At 53.0% G+C, this 26,540-nt stretch carries 17 protein-coding genes; 5 read left to right on the top strand and 12 right to left on the bottom strand.

Annotation, left to right across the window (positions count from 1 at the left end):
- Window positions 1–18: 18 nt before the first annotated feature.
- The 5 genes from DWZ67_RS20605 to DWZ67_RS17415 all read right to left on the bottom strand — a co-directional run bounded on the left by DWZ67_RS20605 (window position 19) and on the right by DWZ67_RS17415 (window position 8,387).
- Complete coding sequence (locus tag DWZ67_RS20605; RefSeq protein ID WP_120139424.1) at window positions 19–2,298, bottom strand: leucine-rich repeat domain-containing protein; 2,280 nt, start codon at window positions 2,296–2,298, stop codon at window positions 19–21.
- An 87-nt stretch (window positions 2,299–2,385) separates the two neighbouring features.
- Window positions 2,386–2,562 (bottom strand): hypothetical protein, encoded by a 177-nt coding sequence (locus tag DWZ67_RS20180; protein WP_016274381.1) that lies wholly within the window; start codon window positions 2,560–2,562, stop codon window positions 2,386–2,388.
- A gap of 60 nt (window positions 2,563–2,622) precedes the next feature.
- Window positions 2,623–4,683, bottom strand: a complete 2,061-nt coding sequence (locus tag DWZ67_RS17425) for a leucine-rich repeat protein (protein WP_165852490.1) — start codon at window positions 4,681–4,683, stop codon at window positions 2,623–2,625.
- Window positions 4,684–4,908: 225 nt separating this feature from the next.
- Window positions 4,909–6,471: an ATP-binding protein gene (locus DWZ67_RS17420; RefSeq protein WP_016274383.1), complete on the bottom strand. Its 1,563-nt coding sequence runs from the start codon at window positions 6,469–6,471 to the stop codon at window positions 4,909–4,911.
- 119 nt (window positions 6,472–6,590) lie between these two features.
- Entirely contained in the window at window positions 6,591–8,387 is a 1,797-nt protein-coding gene (locus tag DWZ67_RS17415; protein ID WP_120139422.1) for an AraC family transcriptional regulator, read from the bottom strand.
- 78 nt (window positions 8,388–8,465) lie between these two features.
- On the opposite strand from DWZ67_RS17415, the gene DWZ67_RS17410 reads away from it, so the two are divergent.
- From DWZ67_RS17410 to DWZ67_RS17400, 3 genes are all read left to right on the top strand, one after another.
- A complete protein-coding gene (locus DWZ67_RS17410) occupies window positions 8,466–10,184 on the top strand; it encodes a M23 family metallopeptidase (protein ID WP_016274385.1) in 1,719 nt (572 codons plus the stop codon).
- 167 nt (window positions 10,185–10,351) lie between these two features.
- Entirely contained in the window at window positions 10,352–11,995 is a 1,644-nt protein-coding gene (locus DWZ67_RS17405) for a C69 family dipeptidase (RefSeq protein ID WP_057089520.1), read from the top strand.
- An 81-nt stretch (window positions 11,996–12,076) separates the two neighbouring features.
- Window positions 12,077–13,819 (top strand): phospho-sugar mutase, encoded by a 1,743-nt coding sequence (locus DWZ67_RS17400; protein WP_120139421.1) that lies wholly within the window; start codon window positions 12,077–12,079, stop codon window positions 13,817–13,819.
- Window positions 13,820–14,115: 296 nt separating this feature from the next.
- Here DWZ67_RS17400 and nudC read toward each other — a convergent pair whose 3' ends face one another.
- Window positions 14,116–14,922: an NAD(+) diphosphatase gene (nudC, locus tag DWZ67_RS17395; RefSeq protein WP_120139420.1), complete on the bottom strand. Its 807-nt coding sequence runs from the start codon at window positions 14,920–14,922 to the stop codon at window positions 14,116–14,118.
- A gap of 105 nt (window positions 14,923–15,027) precedes the next feature.
- Window positions 15,028–15,666 carry an HU family DNA-binding protein gene (locus DWZ67_RS17390; RefSeq protein WP_005832241.1) on the bottom strand — a complete coding sequence of 213 codons (639 nt, stop codon included), beginning with the start codon at window positions 15,664–15,666 and terminating at the stop codon, window positions 15,028–15,030.
- A 528-nt stretch (window positions 15,667–16,194) separates the two neighbouring features.
- Between DWZ67_RS17390 and DWZ67_RS17385 the strand changes: the two genes are divergently transcribed.
- Together DWZ67_RS17385 and DWZ67_RS17380 are read left to right on the top strand one after the other, a co-directional pair.
- The gene (locus DWZ67_RS17385; protein ID WP_120139419.1) at window positions 16,195–17,748 is read left to right on the top strand and encodes an AAA family ATPase; all 1,554 of its coding nucleotides are present in this window, start codon (window positions 16,195–16,197) and stop codon (window positions 17,746–17,748) included.
- 22 nt (window positions 17,749–17,770) lie between these two features.
- Complete coding sequence (locus DWZ67_RS17380; protein ID WP_120139434.1) at window positions 17,771–19,222, top strand: hypothetical protein; 1,452 nt, start codon at window positions 17,771–17,773, stop codon at window positions 19,220–19,222.
- Here the strand turns inward: DWZ67_RS17380 and DWZ67_RS17375 are convergent.
- The 5 genes from DWZ67_RS17375 to DWZ67_RS17355 all read right to left on the bottom strand — a co-directional run bounded on the left by DWZ67_RS17375 (window position 19,219) and on the right by DWZ67_RS17355 (window position 26,506).
- Window positions 19,219–21,090: a TonB-dependent receptor gene (locus tag DWZ67_RS17375; RefSeq protein ID WP_410492083.1), complete on the bottom strand. Its 1,872-nt coding sequence runs from the start codon at window positions 21,088–21,090 to the stop codon at window positions 19,219–19,221. The two genes, DWZ67_RS17380 and DWZ67_RS17375, sit on opposite strands and share 4 nt — an antisense overlap.
- A gap of 152 nt (window positions 21,091–21,242) precedes the next feature.
- The gene (locus DWZ67_RS17370) at window positions 21,243–22,646 is read right to left on the bottom strand and encodes an aldo/keto reductase (RefSeq protein ID WP_120139417.1); all 1,404 of its coding nucleotides are present in this window, start codon (window positions 22,644–22,646) and stop codon (window positions 21,243–21,245) included.
- A 48-nt stretch (window positions 22,647–22,694) separates the two neighbouring features.
- Window positions 22,695–24,191, bottom strand: coding sequence for a 4Fe-4S binding protein (locus tag DWZ67_RS17365; RefSeq protein ID WP_120139416.1), 1,497 nt, complete (start codon window positions 24,189–24,191; stop codon window positions 22,695–22,697).
- A 32-nt stretch (window positions 24,192–24,223) separates the two neighbouring features.
- The gene (locus DWZ67_RS17360; protein WP_087333058.1) at window positions 24,224–24,763 is read right to left on the bottom strand and encodes a flavodoxin family protein; all 540 of its coding nucleotides are present in this window, start codon (window positions 24,761–24,763) and stop codon (window positions 24,224–24,226) included.
- 105 nt (window positions 24,764–24,868) lie between these two features.
- On the bottom strand, window positions 24,869–26,506 hold the full coding sequence (locus tag DWZ67_RS17355; RefSeq protein ID WP_120139415.1) for an ABC-F family ATP-binding cassette domain-containing protein: 1,638 nt from the start codon (window positions 26,504–26,506) through the stop codon (window positions 24,869–24,871).
- Window positions 26,507–26,540: the final 34 nt, after the last annotated feature.

Raw genomic sequence — 26,540 nt, 5'->3', positions numbered from 1 at the left:
TTTGTTGTTAATAATAAGTTACTTATCGGTTACTTTTGTGTAATTCTCGGGGTTTGTCAGCTCCGTAATGGTGGCTTCGGCAAGTGAAGGGCTTCCCTTGTAGTTATAGTATATGTTCGCCCAAGTCATCTTTCCCCAGGTGCGGCACTGGGTGATTTGATCGTCCTCGAGTGCGGTAACTCCGGTGAGGAAGAGGTTCTCGGGGGAGAAATTATAATTTCCGAGACCGTTTTGGGTGTCGTAGGTGGGGAGAGCGAAGCTGTTTTCGGTACCGGTGCCGCTAAGGACGATGCTCTTCAGGCCGGTGCAACCAAAGAAAGCATCTTCTCTGATGTCGGTGACTTGTGGCAGGTAGATGCTTGCCAGTTTCCCGCATCCGACGAAAGCTCCGATTCCTATATTGGTGACTTTTGGCAGGTCAATGCTTGCCAGGGCGGTGCAATCCTGGAAGGCTCTTTCTCCGATTCCGATGGCTTGTGGCAGGTCGATACTTGTCAGGCCGGTGCAACTCCAAAAAGCACTGACTCCGATGTCGGTGACTTGTGGCAGGTCGATACTTGTCAGGGCGGTGCAATTCCAGAAAGCATTTTCTCCGATGTCGGTGGCTTGTGACAGGTCAATATTTGTCAGGCTGGTACAATTCACAAAAGTACCATTTCCTATTTTGGTGACTTGTGACAGGTCGATGCTTGTCAGGCCGGTACAACCCTGAAGAGTATTATATCCTATTTTGGTGACTTGTGGCAGGTTGATGCTTGTCAGGCCGGTGCATTTATTGAAAGCATTATATCCTATTTTGGTGGCTTGTGGCAGGTTGATGCTTTGCAGAGTACTATTGCCGTTGGTGAAGAGATACCAATTCGTAGGCACTTCCTTCACCGGCTCCATATAGAGGTTTTGTACGTAATTATGGCTGCTGCCCAGCAATCCTAACAGCTCGCTCTGGTCCATGCCTTCCGGTACAGAACCGCTGATGAAGAGTTTGGAGACGAGGGTAGGGGGAGAAGAGCTTCCGGCGGCATTTATCGCTTCCAGCCTGCTCTTTACGGCATTGTAGGACGCTTCCGTCCCATCCAGCAGGAGGATGTTTTCCGGTGCTGTGCCTTTTATGTCGGTACTTCCGTCCGACACTTGCAGGTACTTGCCGGGGAGATAGAATCGGTTGCCGGTGGTGCCGCCGGTGACGCTGCCGGTCTCGCTGCTGCTGCCGATTGAGCCTCCGGCGCTATATACCTTGTCCGTAAGAAAAGAGAGGGCACCGTTTCCTCCGGCTTCGCTGCAAGTAGGTCCATTAGGGGGGAGGTAGTCTGGGCTGTATTGGTGGTAAGTGGGTATCATCAACGCCCGATGCACCGCCGCACCGTCCCGGCTCAAGGTGGTGACGGAACGGGTGTCGGTGAGCTTGTCAACAAACAGATAGGAGTGTATCCCGTCAGTAGAATTGCTCACAATGGGTGCCTCTCTCAGCGCCGTCACTCCGCCTGTGTAGACGCAGAATACGGCTTTGGCAGGTGCTTTCAGCAGGACGGCGGCGGATGCGGTGGAGAAGATGTCCACTTTCACCAGGGCGCGTTGCATCTGTAGGGGGATGGGGTCGGCGGTGGGCTGGGGTATGCGGACGGCGAGGCCGGAGGTGCGCAGCTGTTCCCAGTAGGCGTAGTTCTCGGGGGTGAAGGCTTGGGGCAGCTGGAAGGTGAAGGCTTCGCCCGTCTGCAGGGCGTAGCTGCCTCCGCTGTTGCCGTCGCTGCCGGTATATGTCAATGCCTCCAGTGGCTGCATCTCTATGGCGGGGGAGATGGCGGCGAAGTAGTAGGCGGCGGCGTCTTTCTCCCAGCGGAGGAGGTTGGCGGGGTCGGTGGGCTGCCAAGTGGCGGAGGTGACGGCTTGCGTGCCGCCGTCGGTGCTGACGGAGGTGCAGGTGTAGTTGGCGTGGCTGTAGCGGACTTCGGCGGACGAGCCGTCTGCTGCCGACGACGACCTTACGGGCACGGTCATGAATACGGTGATGGTGGTTCCTACTTTGGGGAAGCCGGTTTCCGTGGCGGGTGTGCCGGTGGTTCCGTCGGCGCGTGTCTGCCCTCCTCCTTCTCCGGCCATGGGCGACTGCTGTTCCACGCTTGTGGCGATGCAGCCTATCTGTATGGGTTGGCCTATGAGGGAGGCTGTGGCTTCACTGTCGGCACCGGGCAGGGGGGCGGTGTCGGGGCAGATGTCGTCTGTGCAGGCGCAGGGCGGCAGCAGGGCAAGCAGCAGGGTGGGGAGCAGTAGCGTCCGGCGGAGGTGGTTCCTTGTTTTCATTCGTTGGGTGTCTTTTTTAGGGTTTCGTATAAGTAGGGCCGTTCGGGGTGGGGGTGCGCACCCTTATGGGGGTAGGGCCGTGGGGTGTTATCCCAACGGGTTTTCGCCGTACTTGCCCAGTTGCCGGGCTGTTTCGCGGGCTATCTCGGTGATGCCCAGTGTGCGGGGTTGTGTCTTGGCACGGAGGTAGAAGTCGTCCGTGCGCTCGGTCAGGGCGTTGTCGTAGGCCACGAGACTGATGAGCTTTTCAAAGGTTGTTGCCATGGGGTTTTGAATTATGAGTTATGAATTTTGAGTTATGGGTTATGGGTTATGGGGTTGGGGTTATTGGGGGGAGTCCTTGAGCCAGTGGCCGCTATAGTTGGCGGTGTCTGTCAGGCTGGCAGGATTATCCGCAGTCAGGTTGTAGTGGATGGCTTTCCAGGTGACACTACCCCAGGATTGGCATGTGGCGGCATTTCCTTCTGCCTTGAACATCTCTTCGGTGACATCGGTGAGGAAGAGGAGGGTGGCGGAGGTGCCTGCGAATGCACCATCACCAACGGTGGGCAGGAAGAAGCCAAATTGGTCGTTGGTGCCGCTGAGGACGACTTCTTCGAGGGCGGAGCAGTCGTAGAATGCGCAGACTCCTATGCTTGTCACTGCTTTGGGTATGCTGATTTCTGTCAAGCTGCTACAATACTGGAATGCGTAGCTTCCTATGCTTGTCGCTGCTTTCGGTATGTTGATTTCCTTCAGACTTCCACAGTAGTTGAATGCGCTTTGGCCTATCTCTGTCACTGTCTCCGGCAGTTGGATGCTCGTCAGATTCGCGCAGCTTTGGAATGTCCTCTCTCCTATCTTCGTTACTCCCGTGGGGATGCTGATTTCTGTCAGGCTGCTACAGTCGACGAATGCGTATTCTCCTATTTCTGTCACTCCGTCCGGCAGTTGGATGTTTGTTAGCTGGCGGCAATTAATGAATGCGTACTTTCCTATCTTTGTCACTTTCTTTGGCAGTTGAATGCTCTTTAGTGTCGTGCAGCTTTGGAATGCGCGCTCTCCTATACTTGTTATCCCTTCGGGGAGTATCACCTCTTGAAGTGCGGTATTTGTGTTATCCCCCGTTTTGCAAAATCCCTCCGGTATGGTTGTCGCCCCGCTTGCGGTGATGTAGAGGTGGCTGACCTTGAAGTATTTATTACCATTACTACCACCGATCATCTGCTCTTTCAAATTCGCCAAGTCCTGGTCGCTAATCTCCCCCGTAATCATTACCTTGATGGGGCTGTCTTGGCCGGCGCTTGCCAGTGCAGTCTTCAGTGCAGACCCATCTGCCAGCAGGCTTCCCGCTGTTTCGTTCTCCACTGTTACGAAGCTTTCTGCTTCCGTCGCCTCCACCAGTGTCGGGCTTTGCCATCCGGTGGACGTTACGCTCAATGCGCTCACCCCTGCTTTGTTTACTTTCAGTTTCAGCTCGTGGCAGGTATTGGCTTGGGTGGTGATGTCGTTGGTGGGGAGGTACTTATAGATGTCGTTTCCGATGTGGATGCTTATCATCAGTCGGTTTGCGGCAAAGGTCTGTCCCGGCAGCATCAGGGCGTAGTATGCCGACGAGGTATTGCCGTTCTTCAGCAGGCGGACATCGGTAGGGGTGGAGGCTTCGCCGTCGTGATTATGGATGACGGGCTCTCCGTCGGTATTCATGGTGAAGTAGGCTTTCGCTTGCTTGAGGTGTACGGTGGCCTTCTGCAGCTGTTCGGCGGTGATGCCGTCGCCCGGCAGCAGGTTGACGCATAGCTGCGCCATGCTGTGCTTCAGCAGCAGATTGATGGAAGAGGATGTGGCGGAATGTGTACCGCTGTAGTGCAGCAGGTCGGTGATGTGCCATTTATCGGCGGCAGCGGTATATTGCTTGCCGTCCCAGGCATTCAGGGTGCTCCCTGCGGCGGTGTTGGTTTCGTAGTCGGAGGGCATGTCGTAAACGGCAGGGGAGGAGGAAGAATAAGCGGGTCCCCACCAGGCGGTGAGGGTGTGGTTGCCGCTCCCTTGCCAGTAGGCGCGCTCGGTCTTGGTGGAACTCCAGCTGCTGTTGTTGCCGTCGTATAGGTAGGTGCCGGCAGATTGGGCGCTTCCGGCGGTGAGGGCTACGTGCAGCTTTTCGTCGTCTCTGAAGCTATGGCCGGATGCCACGCCGGGCACGGCATTGGCGGCACGGGTGTTTCCTCCTTCTATGCTTACGGTTCCCAGCGTCAGCGCTTGTCCGTTTCCCCGGTTTTCGTCCTGCCCGGTCAGTTCGTTGGTGCATCCTGCCAGTATCAGCAGGCATATCATGGTACCTATGGCTGCCGTGATGGCGGTCAGTATGCGCAGCGTTTCCCATCCCTGTGAGGTCAGTCGTTTCATGATGCAGTTCTCCATTTGGGTTGTTATAGGTTTTATTAATGTTCCTTTGCAAATGTGTCTGCAAAGTTGTTAATAATGGTATAAACTGCCTAATTTTACCCCTCGGTGCTTGTCCTGCATTGTCGCCTTGTTGTCCTGAATTGTCGCACCCCCTCTCAGAAGTGCTTCCGGAGGGGGTGCGAAGGGAAGTGCGGAGGATGAAAATCCGTCCTTATGGGGAGGAAGTCATGCTTTTATCAGCCACCTTTCTATGTTGCGCGTCCGGGCGCTGAAGTTCACGCCTATCCTGAACAGTGGGCGACCGTCGGCTTCGAAGGGTTGCGCGTAGTGTTTTTCGTCAATCTGCCGCAGCGCTTCTTCGGCAGTGCCTTCGAACTTGAACTCCATGATGTAGATGTAGCGGTCTGTCTTCAGCACGAGGTCCACACGTCCCTCGGAGGTGTGATATTCCACTTGGGTATAGAATCCCACCAGCTTGAAGACAATGAAAAGCACGTTCTGGTAGTGCAGTTCGCGGTCGCCGACAAGTTCGTAGGGGGTGTCGGCAAAGAAACTTTGCAGGCGGCGGAAGAAGGCATCGGGCTGTCCGGATTCTATCTCACGTACAAACTTCTGTATCTCGAACGGTGCCTCTATCTTGTTGAAGCGGGTGTAGAACGGCATCAGGAACTTGACGAACCCTTCTTCCACTTCCCGGTTGGGGAAGCCGAGGCGGTAGAGTCCGAACCTTGGGTCGTACTCCTTAATCGTGAGGTATCCGCTTTGGAAGATGACGGGCAGTGGGTCTTCGTCGCCATAGATGCTGTTCAGCACGTCGGCGTAGGTTTCTGCATGGGCCATCTCCTCCAGGTTGTAGTGGTTGCGTTTCAGCAGTTCCACCAGATAGGTGGGGGTGCCCGTCTCGAACCAATAGCTGCCGAACTCCTGCTTGTCGAAGGTGTTGAGCAGGCTGAAAGGGTTGTAGATTCCGATGGAGTTGTGTGTGAAGTGGTAACCGTCGTAATCTTTCTGCAAGCGTTGGCAGGTTTCCTCGTAGGTCATGTTTTGCGCCTGCGCCAGCAGCCGGATGCTTGGGGCGAATTCTTGGCGCAGCTCTTCGTCGGTGACACCGCAAAGGGCAAGGTATCGCCGGTCCATGGAGATGTCGTTCAGGTTGTTGAGGTCGCTGAACACGCTGACCTTGCCGAACTTGGTGACCCCCGTCAGCAGGGCAAACTGGATGCATCCGTCCATGGTTTTCAGTACGCCGTAGAAGGGTTTCAAGGTGTTGCGGAACTCGTTCTGCAGCGCTTTGTTGCCGATGGCTTGCAGCATGGGCTTGTCGTATTCGTCGATGAGGATGGCCACACGTTGCCCCGTCTGCTCGCAGGCACGCCTGACCACTCCGGCGAAGCGAAGGGCAAGCGTGCTTTCCGCCATTCCCGTGCCATAAAGCTGTTCCCATTCTGTCACAGCTTTTTCCAGCTGTTTGTCCAAGCTGTCCGGGGTGTCATACTTCCCTATATTCAGGTCGATGTGCAGCACGGGGCGTTTTATCCAGTCTTTCTCCAGCTTCTCCATCGCCAGCCCTTCAAAGAGTTCCTTCTTTCCCTGGAAGTAGGCTTCGAGGGTGGAGATGAGCAGGCTCTTGCCGAAGCGCCGGGGGCGGCTTAGGAAGTAGTAGCTGCCCGTCTTTACCAGCCGGTAGACAAGGGCGGTCTTGTCGACGTAGAAATAGCCGCCTTTGCGCATCTTCTCGAAGTTCTGTATGCCGATGGGGTAGATTTTGTTGCTCTGTATGGGTTCCATATTTCCGATTCTCCTTTCTTATATATCACTTTTCTTATATATTACCTGTAACTTTCTTATATATTACTTGCAACGCACAAATATACGAATAGTTCTTGTAACTGACGGCCTGCAATCTGTTAAACTATAGGCTCTGTGCATGGTTCTGCGGACTTGTCCGGCAAAGTCTCCCGGTACTGCACGGGTGTCATGCCAAGCAGTTTGTTGAACGCCACATAGTAGGTGTTGCGGCTCTTGAAGCCCGAAGCGGTGGCTATGGCATCTATGGAATACATTTTGTTGTCTTTCAGCATCGATATGGAGTGCTCCACGCGCAGGCGGTTGATGTAGTCGCTGAAGCCGTCGGCACCGGCATATTCGCGCAGGAACGGGTTGAGGCGGTTCTTGCTCAAGGCCGTTATCTTCATCAGGTCTTCGCGGTTGAAGTCGGGGTTTAGGAAGGGCAGGTCGGTGAGCAGGGCATCTTCCATCTGCATGAACCGGCGGCGGTTGTCTTCATCGTCGGCAGCGGAGGGGGAAGTGTTGGCTTGAGCGGCAGGCGGCTCTTCGTTAGGGGCATCTTCCGGGTGAAGCGGCTGCCGGCGGTATGCCTTGCGCAGTTCTTCTTTCTGTGCCAGAAGCTCTTCTATCTGGCGGGCGGCTATCTGGTTGCGTTCGCGGGTGCGGCGCAGGTGGAGGTGCTTTTCCCATAGCAGGATGGCGAGCAGGATGGCGATGAAGCTGGTGGTGATGAACAGTACGCGTTGCCGTGCCAGCTTGTGTTGGGCTTCGCGTATCTGCGCATCCTTTTCCTGGGTTTGGTAGATGATGGCGAATTCGTGTGCCTGGCCGGCCTTTTCGCGGGCATAGATGCTGTCGGTCAGCATGGTGATGCGCTGTTGGTAGCTGTCGGCCAGTTCCGGACGTTTCAGTCCGCGGTAGGTGCGGGCATAGCGGTCCAGCAGAATCAGGTGGCCGTAGTTGAAGGTATCGGCCGGTTCGGCCAGGGCGGAAGAGGCGTCAAGAAGTTGCAGCACTTTATGGTACTGACGCGTACCCAGCAGGTAGGGGACGATTTCTGTTTGTCCTGCCTGCGATTGTGCAAAGCCGGTGCTTTGGTATTTCCGGGCGGTTTCGGCGGCTTTTTCGCTTTGTCCGTTTTGCAGGTAGTACCAGGCAAGTTTGGAGTAGAGGTAACCGTATTGCTGGTCTATGTATCCGGGCGGCGGTCCGGGCAGCAGGCTCATGCGGCTGATAACGTCGAGACGCTTCTCGCAGAGGGCAATGGCTTCGTCCAAACGCTCGTTTTCGGCCAGATAGGCGGACAAGTCGCCGTAGGAGGTGGATAGTTGGGCCAGTTCGCGCACATTGTCCGTGCCTTGCAGCAGTTCGATGGAACGGTACATGTACCGGAACGCTTTGTCGTCGAGCTTCATGCCTTGATACATGCGGCCCAAAGTGAACAGCAGTTCGCTTTCTTTGGCCTTCTGTCCTTGCTCCTGTGCCAGCTCGATGGCTTCGGTACAGATGCGGATGCCTTCTTCGTATTTGTTCAGGCGGTCGAGGGCGGTGGCGAGCTGCGTGAGGACTTGCAGTTTCCGGAGAGGAGTGTACTGCACGGAGTCGCTTTGCAGGGCGCGGCGGATGTACCGCTCCTTGAGGTGGTACATACCTTGACGTTCGTAGACTGTGCCGCGCAGCATGTCGATGCGGAATTGCGGCAGGTGGGGAAGACGGCGGGCTTCGGCTTCGTCCAGCAGTGACAGAGCGCTGTCGGGCAGGGTGTAATAGATGCTGCGGATATGCTGTTCGGTCAGCAGGCTGTCGGGCAGGGAAGCGGAGGTTTTGTATCGGTTAGGGGTGCTTGCGGTGGAAAATAGGCTTATGGTGAGTGCCAGAGCAAGATAGAGGGGACGGAAGTAATGTATTTTCTCCATTGTTTATTTTCTCTTTTGTATGGCAAAGATAGGGATTATTTTTATCTTTGCCTGCGTTTATCATAAGAAGTTACTGCAATGAATATATACATAAAATCTGTCATTTTGTCTTTTTTCTTTATATCTGTCGGGGCTCGGGCACAAGAGGCTTCCTTCACTCCGCCTTTTGATTTTCCCATCATTTTCTCCGGTAACTTTGGCGAGATACGTGCCAACCATTTTCATGGCGGACTGGATTTCAAGACCGGTGGCGCCATAGGCAAACCGGTACGTGCGCTGGCGGACGGATATATTTCGCGTATCCGTGTCACCCACGGCTCGGGCTATGTGCTCGATGTGGTGTATGATAACGGCTATACCGCCATCTACCGTCATCTTAGCGCCTTTGTGGGTGAAGTGGCAAAGCGAGTGAAGGCTCTTCAGTACGAAAAGGAAAGCTGGGAAGTAGAGATAATTCCCGAGCCTGCTCCCGTGTCAGATGAGGGAGACGATAGAGATAGAGGCAGTAATAATCTCGGGGTGCATATCTTGGGCGAATATCCCGTGAAAGCCGGTCAGATAATAGCTTTAAGCGGAAACACCGGATACTCTTTCGGTCCGCACCTGCATCTGGATATGATAGAGACGGCTACGGACGAATATATAGACCCACTGCCTTTCTTCATGGACAAAGTGAAGGACAAGACTGCCCCGCGTGCCGAAGGTATCATGTTGTTTCCTCAGCCGGGCAAAGGAGTGGTGGAAGGTAAGCAGACGCGACGGGCTTTTCCGGCACATCCTACGAAACCCATTACCGCCTGGGGATTGATTGGTGCAGGCATCCGTGCTTATGATTATATGGACGGAGTGCAGAATAAATATGGCGTGAAGACGGTGATTCTCGAAGTGGACGGCGAGGAAGTCTTCCGCAGTACGGTAGACCGCTTTGCGTACGAAGAAAACCGCTATATCAATTCGTGGACACACGGCCAGTATATGAAGTCTTTCATCGAGCCGGGAAACCACTTACGCATGCTGCATGCATCCAACGGTAACCGTGGACTGGTGGACATCAACGAAGAACGCCCTTACCGGTTTGTCTATACGCTGAGCGATGCGCTGGGAAATACCTCCAAGGTCTGCTTCACGGTGCAGGGGCAGAAGACGACAATTGCTCCGGTGGAACATCGTGAGAAATACGCCCTCAAGTGGGACAAGGTGAACTATCTGCAGGAACCGGGGTTAGAATTGGTCATTCCGAAAGGAATGCTCTACGATAACGTCCTGTTGAACTATTCCGTGCGGGCTGATAGCGGTGATATAGCTTTCACCTATCAGTTGAACGATACCCGCATTCCGATGCACGATGCCTGCGATTTGCGTATCGGCTTGCGCCGGCGTCCGGTAGAGGATATGACCAAATATTATGTGGCGGGCGTAACGGCGCGCGGTGGAAAATACCGCATCGGCGGTAAGTATGAGGATGGTGTCATGAAAGTGCGTATACGGGATTTGGGGACTTATACCGTGGCAGTGGATACGGTTCCGCCGGTGATAACTCCCGTGAACCAAGCTCAGTGGGGACGTACGGGAAAAATCATCTTCAAGGCCAAGGACAAGGAAACCGGCATCAACACCTATCGGGGTACGATTGACGGAAAATATGCCTTGTTTGGAAAGCCCAACTCCATCAGTGGTAACCTGGTGTGCGAGCTCGACCCGAAACATGTGGAGAAAGGCGGCAAGCATGTGGTGGAGATGACGGTGACGGATGGCTGTGGCAACTGTACCACCGAACAGTTTGAATTTGTATGGTAAAGCCTCTCCCCCGACCCCTCCCCCGTAGGGAGGGGAGGTCGGAAGTTACTTTTGCTATATATAGTGTAATAAATAAGTGTAATAAAAATATGTGTAACAAGCTATCATTTTCTTCTCCCCTCTCTTTCGGAGAGGGGACGGGGGTGAGGCCTTAATTTATTAGAAGTATGAAAAGTAAAAGACTGACTCTTTCCGTCTTGTTTGTTGTGGCAGCCGTGGCGAATGCACTGGCCTGCACCAATCTTATCGTGGGCAAGAACGCCTCCGCGGACGGTTCTACCATCGTTTCTTATTCTGCCGATTCCTATGGCTTGTTCGGCGAGCTATATCATTATCCTGCCGGCATGCATAAGAAAGGCACGCTGATTGACATACACGAGTGGGATACCGGCAAATACCTCGGGCAGATAGCGCAGGCCCGTCAGACGTACAATGTCATCGGCAATATGAACGAATTCCAGCTCACTATCGGTGAAACGACATTCGGCGGACGCCCCGAACTGGTAGACACTACCGGTATTATCGACTACGGTAGCTTGATTTATCTCGGACTGCAACGTTCACGCACTGCTCGCGAGGCTATCAAGGTGATGACGGAATTGGTGCAGGAATATGGCTATTACAGTAGTGGAGAATCCTTCACCATTGCCGACCCCAACGAGATATGGATTATGGAGATGATTGGCAAGGGACCCGGTGTGCGCGGTGCCGTATGGGTAGCTGTCCGCGTGCCCGATGATTGTATCTCCGCACATGCCAACCAGAGCCGCATTCATCAGTTCAATATGAATGACAAGGAAAACTGCATGTACTCTGCCGACGTCATCTCCTTTGCACGTGAGAAGGGTTACTTTGATGGTGTGAACAAGGATTTCAGTTTTGCCGATGCCTATGCTCCGCTCGATTTTGGTGCCCGTCGCTATTGCGAGGCCCGTGTATGGAGCTATTTCAATATGTTTACCGACCGTGGTAACGAGTTCTTACCTTATATATTAGGTGAGACGAACACTCCGATGCCTCTGTTTGTGAAACCCAACCGCAAGGTTTCCGTGCAGGATGTGAAAAATGCCATGCGCGACCATTATGAAGGTACTCCTCTCGACATCAGCAAAGATTTCGGCGCAGGCCCGTATCATACCCCGTACCGCCTTTCTCCACTCTCTTTCAAAGTGGGCGACCGGGAATATTTCAATGAGCGTCCCATCTCCACCCAGCAGAGTGGTTTCGTATTCGTGGCACAGATGCGTTCCGAGTTGCCCGACCCTATCGGTGGAGTACTGTGGTTTGGCACGGATGATGCCAACATGACGGTATTTACGCCCGTATATTGCTGTACGGACAAGGTTCCCGTATGCTATACCCGTGTGGACGGCGCCGATTACATCACTTTCTCCTGGAACTCCGCTTTCTGGATTTTCAACTGGGTGGCCAATATGGTATATCCCCGCTATGACTTGATGATAGACGACGTGCGTGCCACTCAGACAGAGTTGGAGACAACTTTCAATGAAGCGCAGGAGGGCGTTGAGGCTGCTGCTGCCAAACTTTTGGAAAAAGACCCTGCCAAAGCGAAGGCATTCCTAACCAACTATACGAACATGACCGCCCAAAGCACTTTCGATACCTGGAAACGTCTTGGCGAGTTTCTTGTCGTAAAGTACAATGACGGCGTTGTCAAGCGTATGAAAAACGGTCAGTTCGAACGTAATTCCATTGGCCAGCCGGCAGGCGTAATCCGCCCGGGATACCCGAAGGAGTTCCTTGAAGAGTATGTTAAGCAGACGGGAGACAGATATAAAATGCCTGAATAAAATTAGGATATTTGAACTTATTCTTCTACATTTGTGTCTTACAAAAAAGTTTATATTAACCCTTAAAATAATAACAGTCTTATGGAAAATCAGGAACTGATTAAGCAGGTGACTGAGAAAGCCGAAAAATGGCTTACCCCGGCATATGATGCCGAAACTCAGGCAGAAGTGAAACGCATGTTGGAAAATCCAGATAAAACCGAATTGATAGACAGTTTTTACAAAGACCTGGAATTTGGAACGGGCGGTCTGCGCGGCATCATGGGTGCCGGCACAAACCGCATGAACATCTACACCGTAGGTGCCGCCACACAGGGCTTGTCCAACTATCTGAACAAATGTTTTGCCGGAAAGAAGGATATTTCCGTTGTTGTGGGGCACGACTGCCGCAACAATAGCGACAAGTTCGCAAAGATTTCTGCCGACATCTTCTCTGCAAACGGCATCAAGGTATATCTTTTTGACGACCTTCGTCCTACGCCCGAAGTTTCATTTGCCATTCGCCACTTCGGCTGCCAGAGCGGTATCAACATTACAGCCAGCCACAACCCCAGAGAATACAACGGCTACAAGGCTTATTGGGATGACGGTGCGCAGGTGCTCGCTCCGCACGATACAGCCATCATAGACGAGGTAAATAAGGTGACTGTGGACGACATCAAGTTCAACGGCAACAAGGACTTGATTCAGATTATCGGCAAGGAAGTGGATAAGGTTTATCTGGACATGGTTCACTCCATCTCCATCGACCCCGAAGTCATCCGTCGCCAGAAAGACCTCAGCATTGTGTATACTCCGCTTCATGGCGCAGGCCGCGTGCTCATTCCGGACTCATTGAAAGAGTGGGGATTTGAGAATATCAACTGCGTGCCCGAACAGATGGTGAAGGACGGCAATTTCCCGACGGTGGTTTCTCCGAATCCCGAAAATGCCGAAGCCCTTTCCATGGCCATTGCGCTGGCTAAGAAGATTGACGCTGACATCGTGATGGCAAGTGACCCGGATGCCGACCGTGTCGGTATGGCCTGCAAGGACGATAAGGGCGAGTGGGTGCTTATTAATGGTAACCAGACTTGTCTCATTTTCTTGTACTACATCATCAAGAACCGTATTGCAATGGGCAAGATGCAGCCGAACGACTTCATCGTGAAGACCATCGTGACCACTGAACTCATCAAGGCTGTGGCAGACAAGAACAAGATTGAAATGCGCGACTGCTACACCGGCTTCAAGTGGATTGCTCGCGAAATCCGTCTGAGTGAAGGTAAGCAGCAGTATATCGGTGGTGGTGAAGAAAGCTATGGCTTCCTGGCCGAAGACTTTGTCCGTGATAAAGATGCGGTTTCTGCCTGCTCCTTGCTGGCCGAAATCTGTGCTTGGGCCAAAGACCAGGGTAAGACGCTCTATGACGTATTGATGGAAATCTATGTAGAATATGGATTCTCTAAGGAAACCACCGTGAACGTGGTGAAACCCGGTAAGAGTGGTGCCGAGGAAATCAAGGCGATGATGGATAACTTCCGTGCCAATCCTCCGAAGGAAATCGGTGGTTCGGCTGTCAGCCTGATTAAGGATTACAAGACGCTGGAACTGACTGATGCCCAGGGCAACGTAAGCAAGCTGGATATGCCCGAGACTTCCAATGTACTTCAATATTTCACTGTAGACGGCACGAAGATTTCTGTCCGTCCTTCCGGTACGGAACCGAAGATTAAGTTCTATATCGAGGTGAAGGGCGAGATGGGTTGTCCGAAATGCTATACCAGCGCCGATGCCGAAGCTGAGAAGAAAGTGGAGGCAGTGCGCAAGTCACTCGGCATTTGATAGGAAAGAGGAAAAAATGTGTATATAGTGTTCGGAGAGGCGTAACCCGTGAGGGCTGCGCCTCTTCCTTTTGCTTCTGTGTTGAAAGAAAACTTAAATAAAGACTTAAACCCGATGGTTGATGAACAAAACGTTTGCAGGGAAGTTAAGTATATGCAGATTGCGGTTACACACCGATTGGTTGATGTGAATGAGAGTCGTTTCATTCGTAGTTGTTCGTTTGTGAGTGTGTGTTTTCCGCAATCTGCTTTTTTAAATTTCTTCCCCCCTCTTTTTAATTTTTAATTCTTTAATTTTTAATTGTTCTCCATCCACCAGTCTATCAGCCTTCTTGCGATACTCAGTTTTCGTGGAATTTCGGGCAAGTTGTCTTTGGAATAGAAGGCGGCAGCGGTCAGCTCATCTTCCTGCAGTTTTATCTCTCCGCTTTCGTAGTCGGCAATGAAGCCCACCATCAATCCGCTGGGGTAGGGCCAGGGCTGGTTGCTGAAGTAGGTGATGTTCTTTACCTTCAGCCCCGTTTCCTCAAAAACTTCCCGTTCCACACATTCTTCCAGTGTCTCGCCGGCTTCGAGGAAGCCTGCCACCAGTCCGTAGAAGGTTCCGCGGAAATTGCGTGCATGCACCAGCAGGATTTCGTCTCCTTTGCGTATCAGTACGATGATGGCGGTGGAAACGGGAGGGTACATCTCATTGCCGCAGTTGGGACATTTCTTCATGATGGGAGTCTGGTGCTCCATGGCGGTGCCACACACGGGGCAGAAGTGGCTGTGCTCGTCCCAATAGAGTATCTGGAAGGCCTTTCCTGCAGAACGGTACTCGTCCGACGAGATGTAGTCGTACGATGCGCGCAGGCCTATCATGACCCATTCGTCGGTTTCGGCCACGGGCTGTTTCAAGGCAAATGCGCGTACTTGCTTGCCGTTGGGTGGGAACACTTCGTGTATATTACTTCCGGCTTCCGGTGTCAGAGGAGGCTCTATACTGACGGGTACGCTGTATTTTATTTCTCCTTTGTCTGTATATCCTTTTTTCAGCAGCAGTTGGTCTTTGAAGAAGACGAACCACTGCGTGCAGGGTTGGGGTTCTGTTGATTTTTCCATTGTTTGTTGTTTTATTATTTTGGGGGGATGAACACGAAAATACAAAGGCACAGAGATTCTTTTCAAATTAATTTCTATGTCTCTGTGTCTCTGTGCTTGCCCCCCCTAAATTTCGTTTGCTGTGTCTTTTTCTTGTCGCACATAGACCGTTGACCTTCCCATTCCGCGGCGGCGCAGGAACCCTTGCCGGATGAAGTTGTTCAGTTCGTCTATGGCGGCATGTCTGGTTAGTCCGCTTAGCTGGATGTATTCGTTCTTGTTGATACATACATTCTGCTTGAGGAACAGTTCCAGTTCGGCTTTTCTTGTTTCTTCGGTGGTCTCTACTACTTTTTTCGATTTCTTGGTAGTGGAGTGTACACGTTCCAACGTCATTTTCTTCTTGATGTTGTTGCGGAACGTGCTGCTGATGCGCAGGTGTACGTTTTGGAATTGGACGGATTCGGAGCGGATTTTCTTTTTCTCGTCGTCGGTCTCGCGCAAACATTTCAGTGAAGTGCTGAAGAATCCGAGTTCTCCCAGCTCCACGATGTTTCCGTTGGCAAGGAGGTCGCACAACTCGTCAATGCAGGCATCCAATGCTGCCCCTATCACATTCTTGGGCAGATGTTGGAAAGTTGCGATATGTTCCACAAACTCCTTTTGGGTATAAGTCCTTTTCGGGCAGATACGTGCATGGAGTGATTTCTTGTCTTCTTTCCCGTCGGGCGAAGGCGTTTCGTAAAGGTCGTAATACGCGCTCATAAGATATTTATTTTTGTTTATAGCGATAAACAGTTCTCGTCGCTTCGGGGAATTATTTTTGTCGCTAAGCGGATTAATTTTCTTCTTCCTAAAAACTAATCGTCCGACAACTGTTGCATTATCGTCCAACAGTTGTTTAATTATCGTCCGACAGCTGTCGGACGAAACAGAAATGGGTATGGGACGATTATTTCTTAGTGAACAAAGGTATAAAATATTGTGATACGAAGGGTAGTGTTTGGGGAGGAAAGTTTTAGTTTTCGGCAAAAGAGGGGGGATTGTTAAATCCCCAATAATAGGGACTGACCCGATGAAGGACTGGTCACTTACCTGGGGACAATTTGTCTCCAGGTAGAAATGGTAATAGATATAGGAAATGAAAGCAAATCACAACGTGTGTGCGTGTCTGTGTGTATTTGTTTTCCAAAGATAGTGAATCTTAATAAGACTCTCTCTGATTTCCCTACTATTTTGTATCTTTACACACTTTTCTTTATACATGAGTACTGACTATAAATAAATCATATTGTGGAAATAACCCAACGCATTCGTCTCCTCCTTTCCGAAATGAACCGGGGAGTATACGAAAAAGAAACTGAAATAAACCTCTCCCTGCTGGCAGCTCTGGCAGGCGAGAGCATTCTGCTCCTGGGACCTCCGGGAGTAGCCAAGTCAATGGTAGCCAGGCGGCTAAAGTCTGCTTTTACAGATGCCCGTGCCTTCGAATACCTGATGTCCCGATTCTCTACACCCGACGAGATATTCGGTCCCGTCAGCATCAGCCGGCTGAAAGAATCCGATAAGTACGAACGTGCCATCGACGGCTATCTGCCCACAGCCGATGTCGTGTTTCTGGACGAAATATGGAAAGCAGGCCCTGCCATACAGAACACTCTGCTGACCGTCATCAACGAGAAACTTTTCCGCAATGGCGACAAGGAACTGCATCTCCCCCTCAAACTGCTCGTAGCTGCCAGTAACGAACTGCCCGCTCAAGGCGAGGGACTGGAAGCCCTATGGGACCGCTTCCTTATCCGCATTCTCTGCACCTGCGTCAAGCAGGAAGAGTCTTTCTACAAAATGCTGCTGGACGATTCTGCCGACCATCCGGAAACGACTGCCTGCGAATGGCAAATCTCCGACCGCGAGTATGCCGAATGGCAAGCTGAGATACGCCGCGTAACCTTGCCTCTCGATGTTCTTTCCTGCATCACAGCCATTCGCCACGGACTGACAAGCGTAGAGATGCAAGACTCCGACCTGCGCCGCAATGTCTACGTCAGCGACCGCCGCTGGAAGAACATCGTGAAGCTGCTCAAGACCTCCGCCTTCGTCCACGGCCGCACGGAAGTCTCCATGACCGACCTGCTTCCCGTCTACCACTGCCTATGGAGTGAGCCTGATGAGAGCGTTGCCATCCGTGGCATCGTTATCCGTGCCTTATTCGTGTCCCACACAAAACAGATTGCCGGTATCGCCTCCTCGCTGAAATCCGATTTGAAAGTCAGCCGTGTGCGCGAAGCCCTCGACAAAGCCCGCCTTGCCGGCGACCGTAGGGACGATGACCTGCTGATAGCGGAACACTTCTACTACCAGGTGGAGAAACATGGTACGGGCAACACCTACATCTTTATCGTGGACTACAGAAATCTGAAGGAGTACAGCGCCAAAGATGCCCCCACCTTGGGCGTAATGTATGCCGACCCCATCAATCCCAAGCGTACCATCATCCGCGCCTTTGCCGACACCGGCGCCGTGAAAGAGGAAGGCACCGAACGCGTCACCCTCTACCGCGACGACAAGCATCTCTATATCAACGGTGTGCGCTTCCCCATGCGGCGTCTGCAACGAGGTGAGGAGCAACAACTCTGGCTGGGAAACCTCTCCGTCACCGACCGTGACTACGAGACGGAACTGGACGCCGCCGCCACCAGCATAGACCGCCTGGTAAGAGATTTGTCCGACAACCTTTTCGTCTCCGAAGAAGACAAAAAGAGCGTAGCTCAATACGTCTCCATCGTCCGCAAGGAAATAGCCTGGGCGCGTGTGGACATGCGCAAACTGAGATATGGAGACGAATAATCCTCCAGTAACCAAGAAGAAGATGAACACCACCGTCACCCGATATGACACCGCCTTCTATGTGCAGGCACTGGACCGTTTCGTTGCCACCGGAGAGTGCGCAGAGACGGATACCGAGCCCTTGTATGCCTATCTGCTCTCCGTGATGAACGACTCCATGGTCAAGGTGCAGGTGCTGGGCGATGAGGTCTGTGCACGTATCTTTTACGACACCATGATTCAGTTCATCCAATTGAACTTGGAGAAGGAGAGGTACAACCTCCGGAAAAGCCAGTCGGAACGGACCGGGATGAAACTCGTGCTGGAATGGTCCATGGCAAAGCGGAAAGACGGCTGGCAAGCCTTGCTCCAGCAGATTTCCGACAAATACCGGGAGTACGGCTTCGACTCCCGTTTCTACCGCAGCCACTTCGGTACAGAAGGAGGATATGCGGACGATGAAGTCTGGGAGAAAATGGTGGACGACTGGGAAGACGCCTTCCAACTGAAGATGCACGAAGAAAAGGAGAAAGAGATTGCTTTCCGCAAAGATGCCCTCGAGCGCAGGCTCCGTTCCAATCTGAAAGACATCCCCGAGTACATCCGCCAGAACCGGGTGGATAAGGACGAATTCTTCCAGACCTGGGGCATGATGAGCGGCTTGTGGAATACTGTCGACTTTGAGCGTATACGGAAAATCGTGCGCATCCAGCGCTCTTGCCCCGAGATAGTGAAAGTGGCCCGCAAGATGGGGCGTATGGCAGACGACGAAGGACGTGAGCAAATCCGCGTTGCCGAGGGAAACGTCTACAAAATGGAGCACTCCTCCAAATGTGACATCCTGGGCATCAGTACCGGCAACGACCTCAATACCCTGCTTCCCATTGAGCTTGCCCATTCCGCTGACAGTGAACTGGAAGATTTGTTCGTCTACAAATACCTTACTCGCAAGCTCCAGACCTTCCGTTATAAATCGGAAATCATGCAGCCTGCCCGGCGCATCGAAACCAAGCCTGCCCGTCCCAAAGGTCCGATGATTGTCTGTCTAGACACCTCGGGAAGCATGGCTGGCAAGCCGGAGAAGATTGCCCACTCCCTGCTGATAAAGCTCCTGGAGATAGCCGACCGTCAACGGCGGAACTGCTTTCTGATAGCCTTTTCCGTCTCCATTCATCCGATTGATGTAAGGAAAGAGCGGGCAAGGCTGCTCGAATTTTTCTCAAAGACAACTTGCGGGGATACAGATGCCACCCGCATGCTGGAAGCCACGTTCCGTCTGCTCAAAGAAGGCAAGGAGTATATGAATGCCGATGTGCTTTGGGTCAGCGACTTCAAGATTCCTCATTCTTCACCTGTCTTTATGGAGGAGATTCGCCGTTGTCGGGAAGCCGGTACACACTTCTACGGTCTGCAGATTGGCATCACGGACAATGAGTGGGCACCATTCTTCGACCATATCTATCGAGTAGAATATACTCCTTCGCAACAGTATTAAAAGTTGATATTTACGCCTCCCATCACCGTGGCTTTCGGCATGGGGAAGCCTGCATTGATTTCATAGCGTTGCGCCAGCAGGTTTTCGCCCTTGACAAAGACGTCGGCAAAACTGCACAGACGGTAGTTGGCACGCAGGTTCCAGAGTACGAAGCTTTCCTGCTTCTCCTTGCCCGGGGTGACTGAGGTATGAAGCCCCTTCACGTATTGTATACCGGTAGACAGACTCCAGCGTCCTTGCGTAAAGTCCGCACCGGCATAAAGTTTGTGCTCGGGAGCAGCCAGTACCGGATTCTCCATGTGCAGCCAGCTGTAGTTGGCGTTTATCTGCCAGTGGCGGTTGATGCGGTATCCGAGGTTGGTTTCCACACCCCAGTTCTCTATCTCGCCGGAGTTGACGTTCTTGCGCAGGGCAGGGTCCGTCATGATGATGTTGTCCCCGTTGATGTAGTAGAGGTTCACCCCATAGGACATGGCCCCTCCCAAAAGCTGCCCCGTAAAGGAGAGTTCATAGTTCATCAGGCTCTCCGCTTTCAAATCGGGGTTCTGTGGAGGGAACATGTACATCTCCCGGATGGTGGGGTTACGGAATCCTTTGCTCACCATTGCTTTCAGTTCCGCCTGCCGGGGCAGATGGAAAGCCAGTCCCCCTTGGGGAATCCATTCCGTGCCTACGTGCGAATGGTGGTCTATGCGGACACCGGCGTCCAGTGAAAGCCAGCTGTTGATGTCCTGCCTGAAATCCACATAGCCTGCAAATTCATCCATCTGCTTGTCCACACCGGGGATATGGTCGCCAATCTGCTGTCCGGGTTTTGCCTCGTCGATGGCGACAACCTTGTTCCAGGACTCTCCGCCGAAGTGCTGGTAATCGAAACCTACGGTCAGGCGGTTACCAGTGAAGAGCGTGGCGCTTTGATACCACGATATGCCCAGCATCCGGTCCTTGGAGTTGAAGTGCGACTTCTGGGGCTCTTCTCCGGGGTGGTAGCCGTCATTAATCTTGTGCCGGCCCCAGTTGTAGAAGAAGCTCACGGCGCCGGAAGTGCGGTCGTAACGATTTTCCAGTGCGAAGGAGGTCATGCCGCGTGTGATGCGCGAGTCGTTGTCTATATACGGATTGTCGGCTTCGCCGGGATTGGAGGCGTTGAAGCGGGTGATGTTCACGTCGCCCCACAGCTTCCAGGTGTCGCTGAAGTCGTATCCCAGTTTGGCATATCCGCCATACTGCTCAAACTCCATGTCGTCACGGTGTCCGTCGGTACGGTTGTACGAGCCGGTCACCACGCTGCTGAAACGCCCTTTCCTCACGCGGTTGGAGATTTCCGTCTGCAGGGTATTGTAGGAACCGTATCCTATCTGCGCATTGGTTTTCACCCCGTCCTCCTGCATCTTGCGGGTGACGATATTGATAACCCCGCCCATTGCATTGGACCCGTAGAGGACGGAGGCGGGACCGCGCAGCACTTCCACCCGTTCGGCCATCATGCTCTGGTAGGCGTCGGCGATGGGATGCCCCATCAAGCCCATGTATTGCGGGTGTCCGTCTATCAGCACCAGCAGGCTGGTCGTAGGTCCTCCGGCGGCATTCACCCCGGCGCCTATGCCGCGCAGGCTCATGCCTCCTGCGGCTCCCGTGGATACGCCGTAGCCCATGATGCCGCGGCTTGTGGTGAAAAGTCCGGGCACCTGCTCGGTCAGTGTAGGCAGGATGGAGGGCTGGTAGGTCTGTTCCAGTTGCTGGCGGCCCACTACGGAGATGGTCATTGGCAGGTGGCGGATGTCTGTTTCATTTCTCGTCCCGGTCACTACGACTTCATCAAGCTTGTAGCTTTTCAGCCGGAGGCTGTCGGCAGGTGCGGACAGCATGCTCCCTGGCAGGGCAATACTTATTAAAATAGCCGTTAAAATCTTTTTATTCATCGTTTATCTATGGTTCTTTCTGCAAAGTTATACAAAAAGATGAATCTGTATATGATTGGTAATCCTCGAAATGAAAACGGATGTGGAAGATAACTCCGTTAAAGGGTTTCCTGCTTCAGCGCTTCCACAAACCGGTCTATCTCCTGCAGTTTCGCCGGGATGTCGATGCCTTGCGGACAGTGTGGGTTGCATTGGCCACAACCGGTGCAGCGGTTGGCTTGGCGGAGACGGGGAACACTGCGGTCATAGCCTATCAGGAAGGCGCGGCGTGCCTCGCGGTAATTCTCGTCCTGGCTGTTCTGCGGCACGTTGCCCTCGTTGATGCAGCGGTTGTAGTGCAGCAGGATGGCTGGAATATCCAGTCCATAGGGGCACGGCATACAGTATTTGCAGTCGTTGCACGGCACGGTGGGGTATTGCAGCATTCGCTGGGCGGTATCTTCCAGTAGGGTAAACTCCTCTTCCGTACATGGAACAAGCGGGGAGAAGGTACGCAGGTTGTCTTGCAGATGCTCCATGTACGTCATTCCGCTTAGTACGGTCAGCACATCGGGGAAAGTACCTGCGAATCGGAAGGCCCAGGAAGCCACGCTCTCCTGCGGACGGCGTTGTTTCAGACGTGCCATCAAGTGGTCGTTCAGGCGGGATAGGCGTCCGCCCAGCAGCGGCTCCATGATAACGGCGGGAATGTTGCGCTTCACCAGCTCGGCATATAGGTATTCGGCATCCGTGTTGCGGGTATTCACTTCTTTGGCATGTCGCCAGTCCACGTAGTTCAGTTGGATTTGTACGAAGTCCCATTTCAGTTCGTCGTGGCGGGAGAGCAGGTAGTCAAAGACTTCGATGTCTCCATGATAGGAGAATCCGAGGTTGCGGATGCGTCCGGCTTCGCGCTCTTTCAGCAGGAAGTCCAGCATGCCGTTGTCCAGATAGCGGGAACGGAGGGCTTCCATGCCGCCCATGCCGATGCCGTGCAGCAGGAGGTAGTCGATGTAGTCCACTTGCAGGTCGCGGAAGGAGCGGTGATACATGGCAAGGGACTCTTCGTGGCTGTGCGTGCTGGGACTGAAGTTGGACAGCTTTGTGGCAAGGAAGAATTTCTCCCGTGGATGGCGTTTTAAGGCAATGCCTGTGGCGCGCTCCGACAGACCTTGCACATAGGCGGGAGAGGTGTCGAAATAGTTCACTCCGTGAGCAATGGCATAGTCTATCAGGTCGTTCACGGCTTCCTGGTCTATTTCGTCTCCATTCCCATCGGCACGTTTCCGGGTGGGCCATCGCATGCATCCGTATCCCAGCAGAGAAACCCGGTCGCCCGTGTTGGGATTGGTACGGTAGGTCATCTTGTCGGTTGGTATCTCGCCCAGCGCGGCCGATTTGCTCTCCCCGTTGTTCTTGTTGCCCGAACAGCCGTACAGGGCTGCTGCCGAGGCAAGCGTTCCTGCACCGGCGAGTTTGAAGAAATCGCGGCGGTTTATCTTGTTCTTATTGTCTTCTTTCATTGTGATAGGACTGAAATTATAAATGGATATTTGGATGATAAAGCTGCTTCAGATAGTTCTGTGCATCACATGGCCTTCCACATAAATGGCACTGAACGGACGCGACGGACAAAGGTTCTCGCATGCTCCGCATCCGATACAGCGTTCGGCGTTGACTACCGGTATCTTGATGGAGGCTTCGTCTTCCGGGTCTGAAGGAACCATCTGTATGGCACCGGCCGGACAATGGCGGGCACAGTTCCCGCATTCCATCTTGTCTGTGATGCAGATGCAATTCTCCTTAATCCATACGGCATGACCGATTTGGACGGCCGATTTCTCGGCGAGGCTCGTCAGATGGATGGCATCGGTAGGACACACCTCCGCACACTTGGCGCATTCGGGGCGGCAGTAACCGCGTTCGTAGGACATTTCCGGCTGCATCAGTTTTGTCAAGTCCGAAGAAGGACGGAGCACTTGGTTGGGACATACCGATATGCAGAGCTGGCAGGCTGTGCAGTGTTGTGCAAAGTGGCGGGCGCTCAGTGAGCCCGGAGGAGTGATGGGAGTGGCGCGCTCGGGGATTTTTTTGTCCTCGATGACAGCCAGTCCACCGTCCACTTTCTTCTCCTGCGCCTTGAGGGCTGCCGTAGCAGCAAACACGGCAGTTGTAGAGAGAAATGCGCGGCGGGCGTCGTTTACCTGCTCCGGTGCCACGGGGGAGTCCTGGGAGACTGCAGCGGAGGCCGGCTTGCGGCGTGTGTAAGTGATGGCACCTTTCCTGCACTTGTTGATGCAGTCCATACATGCCACGCAACGGCTGTAATCTATTTCGTGTGCCTTGATGTTGATGCACGATGCCTTGCAGTTGCGGGCACAAAGTCCGCAACTGTTGCACTTCTTTGTGTCAATCACCGGTTTCAGCAAGGAATACTTCGAGAGGAAACCAAGCACTGTACCTACCGGACAGATGGTGTTGCAATAGGTACGTCCGCCCCGCCATGCCAGCACGATGAGGACCACCAGAGTGACCGTGGCAATCAGCAGGGTAGGGAGACTCTTCATCCATACATCCGTTTCATAGAAGGCATAGCTGTCAGCACGTTCGGCCAGGTAGGCCAGTCCGTTGTTTGCCCACTGGTAGAGTGGGGAGAAAAGGCTGGAAACGATGCGCCCGTATGAGCTGTAAGGGGCCAGCAGCACGACAAAAGAGTTCAGTCCGCCGATAATGGCAAGTACGAATACTCCCAGCACACCATAGCGTAGCCATTTCAGTGCAGGCGAGTAGCGGAAACGGTTCTTCTTCCGTTTGGCGGAGAGCCAGGAAACAATGTCCTGGAATACTCCCAACGGGCAGATGACGGAGCAGTAGATGCGTCCGAATACCAAGGTCAGCACTGCAAGAAACAGCACTACACCGATGTTCAGTGCCAGCACGGCCGGCAGGAATTGTATTTTCGCCATCCATCCGAACCAGGCATGCAGTGTTCCCGTGAAGTCGAGGAACAACAGCGTGATGAGTGCGAAGAAGATGACGGCAAGGGTCAGTCTGATGGTACGTAGCATAAATGTATTGTATAGCGATTAGTATTCGTTCTTTATACCTTTTTTCCCATCTCGTAGGCTTCGTGCATGGAAGGCTTGTCGTTTATCTCGCCCACCTTCCAGGCACCCACGCCATAAATGGTGCCGCATTCTTTGGGCTCTTCCAGGCAGTCGAGGAAGCCACGGAAACCATCGATGGTACGTTCCATCATGGGGACACTTTCTTCGGCGGCGGCGATGATGAAGTAGAACTCCTTGTTCTTTATTTCAAGGTAGCGTGCACAACAACGGTCAATCAGTGTCTTCATCTGCGCGCTCATGGTGTAGAAGTAGACGGGGGTTGCCATGACGATGACGTCGGCGGCAATCATCTTTTCCACCACTTCGGCGGCATCGTCCTTTTGTGGGCAGGGTTTGCCGTACATGCTGCATACGCTACATCCCGTGCAGTAGTTGATGTGCTTGTCTTTCAGGAAAATCTTTTCTACTTGATGTCCGGCTTCTGCGGCACCGCGCATGAATTCGTTGCACAAGAGGTCGGAGTTTCCATTCCTGCGGGGACTGGAGGAGAGGATTAATACTTTTTTGCTCATATTCGTTGTTCGTTAGTTAGTAAATGATTACGTGCTGCAAAAATAGGCAGGTTTTATGAGAATGGCAGTATACAAATTACGGTTGTTGTTACCTAAATTACTGATTCATTCCAAAAGTATCTCCCGTTCGATGCCGGTGTCTTTCAGAAACTCCCGGTCGTGGCTGATGGCAATTACGGTGCCGGCGTAGTCGCGTATCGTTGCCGTTATTATTTCTATACTCTCGATGTCCAGATTGTTGGTGGGTTCGTCCAGAATGAACATATCCGGGGTATTGTCGGCAATCATCAGGCAGCAGAAGGAGAGGCGCATCTTTTCGCCGCCACTCAGTTTGCTGCACGGCTTGTTCCACACGTCGCGGGGAAAGAGGTAACGGTTGAGGATGGTTTTCACTTCATGTTCCGGCAGGTGGCGGTGGTTGAAAGCTTCTGCTTGTTGGAGTACGCTGCGCTCATTACGGACGAGGGAGTATTCTTGGTCCAGATAGACGGAGGTGAAGCCGGCACGCTCCATCACTCCGTCGGTGGGGTGCAATTCGCCCATGATGAGTTTCAGCAGGGTTGTTTTTCCACTGCCGTTTTTTCCTTTCAGGCTGAGGCGGTCGCCGCTTCTTAGCTGGAAGGTGAGGGGAGAAGCCCAGAGACTCTTTGCAGCCGTCTCCGTGTGGGGTGTTTCTGCGGGGGAGGCTGTATGGTCGGGATAATGGAAGTTGACGTTCCTTGCCGTAATCAGAATCTTGCCCGTATGCAGATGGGAGGTGTTGAAGTCTGTTTTCAGCTTGTCCGTCTGCGACAGTAAACTTTTGATGCCTGCCATTTCCGTCTGCAGCTTTTCCGTTTTCTCCGTATGAATGCTGCTGAGTCTGCTGCTGCTGTTTTCCGCATTGTTTTTCAGTGCTCCCATCATGATGCGGGGAATCCCCTTTTTAATGGAGTTTTTTTCTCCCCGCACATTCTGTTTGGCTTTGCGCTCTTCTACTTCGCGTGCCACTTTGCGGGCAAGGCGCAGGGCTTTCTGTTTCTCTTCCAGTTGTTGGGTAAGGGCGTTCTGTTGCAGGGTCTTTTGTTCTTTGTAGAAGTCGTAGTTTCCGCTGTAATACGTCAAACCCTGGGAGGAGAGTTCGCAGATGGCAGGCAGCAGATTCAACAGCGTACGGTCGTGGCTGATGACGAGTACGGTGGCCGATGTTCGTCGTAGCAGGTTATACAGACGTTCCCGTCCGTCCGCGTCCAGATGGTTGGTCGGTTCGTCCAGCAGGATGGCTGTCGGGTTGTGCAGCTCCATGCCTGCCAGGAAGATGCGGGTCTTTTCGCCGCCGCTTAGTCCTTCCATCGGGCGGGAAAGCGGGATGCCGCCCAGTCCCCAACTGTCGAGGGCGGCTTGGGCGCGCTCTTCCACGGTCCAGTCATCGTTGAGCGTATTGAAATGTGCTTCGGCAGCGTCACCGCTCAGGATGGCATGCAGGGCAGATAGCTTGTGGCTGATTCCCAAAGCTTGTGCTATCGTTTGCCGGTCGTATTGTCCGAAGTGCTGGGGCACGTAGTACAGATGTTCGGGGCGTAGCACCGTTCCCGAACTTGGTGACAAGTCTCCTGCCAAAATACGCATGAGGGTAGACTTGCCGCAACCGTTATTTCCGGTCAGGGCTATTTTATCTCCGGAGTTGATACTCAAGTGGATGTGTGAAAACAAGATTTCTTTATCCGTATGGATATAGCTAAGGTCTTTAATGATAAAGCTCATAAGTTTCTACTGTGTTTTTAGAAGTAAGAATGAT

Source organism: Bacteroides sp. AF34-31BH (genome assembly GCF_003602795.1).
Taxonomy (GTDB): domain Bacteria; phylum Bacteroidota; class Bacteroidia; order Bacteroidales; family Bacteroidaceae; genus Bacteroides; species Bacteroides uniformis.
This window is presented reverse-complemented; position numbering and strand designations above follow the sequence as displayed.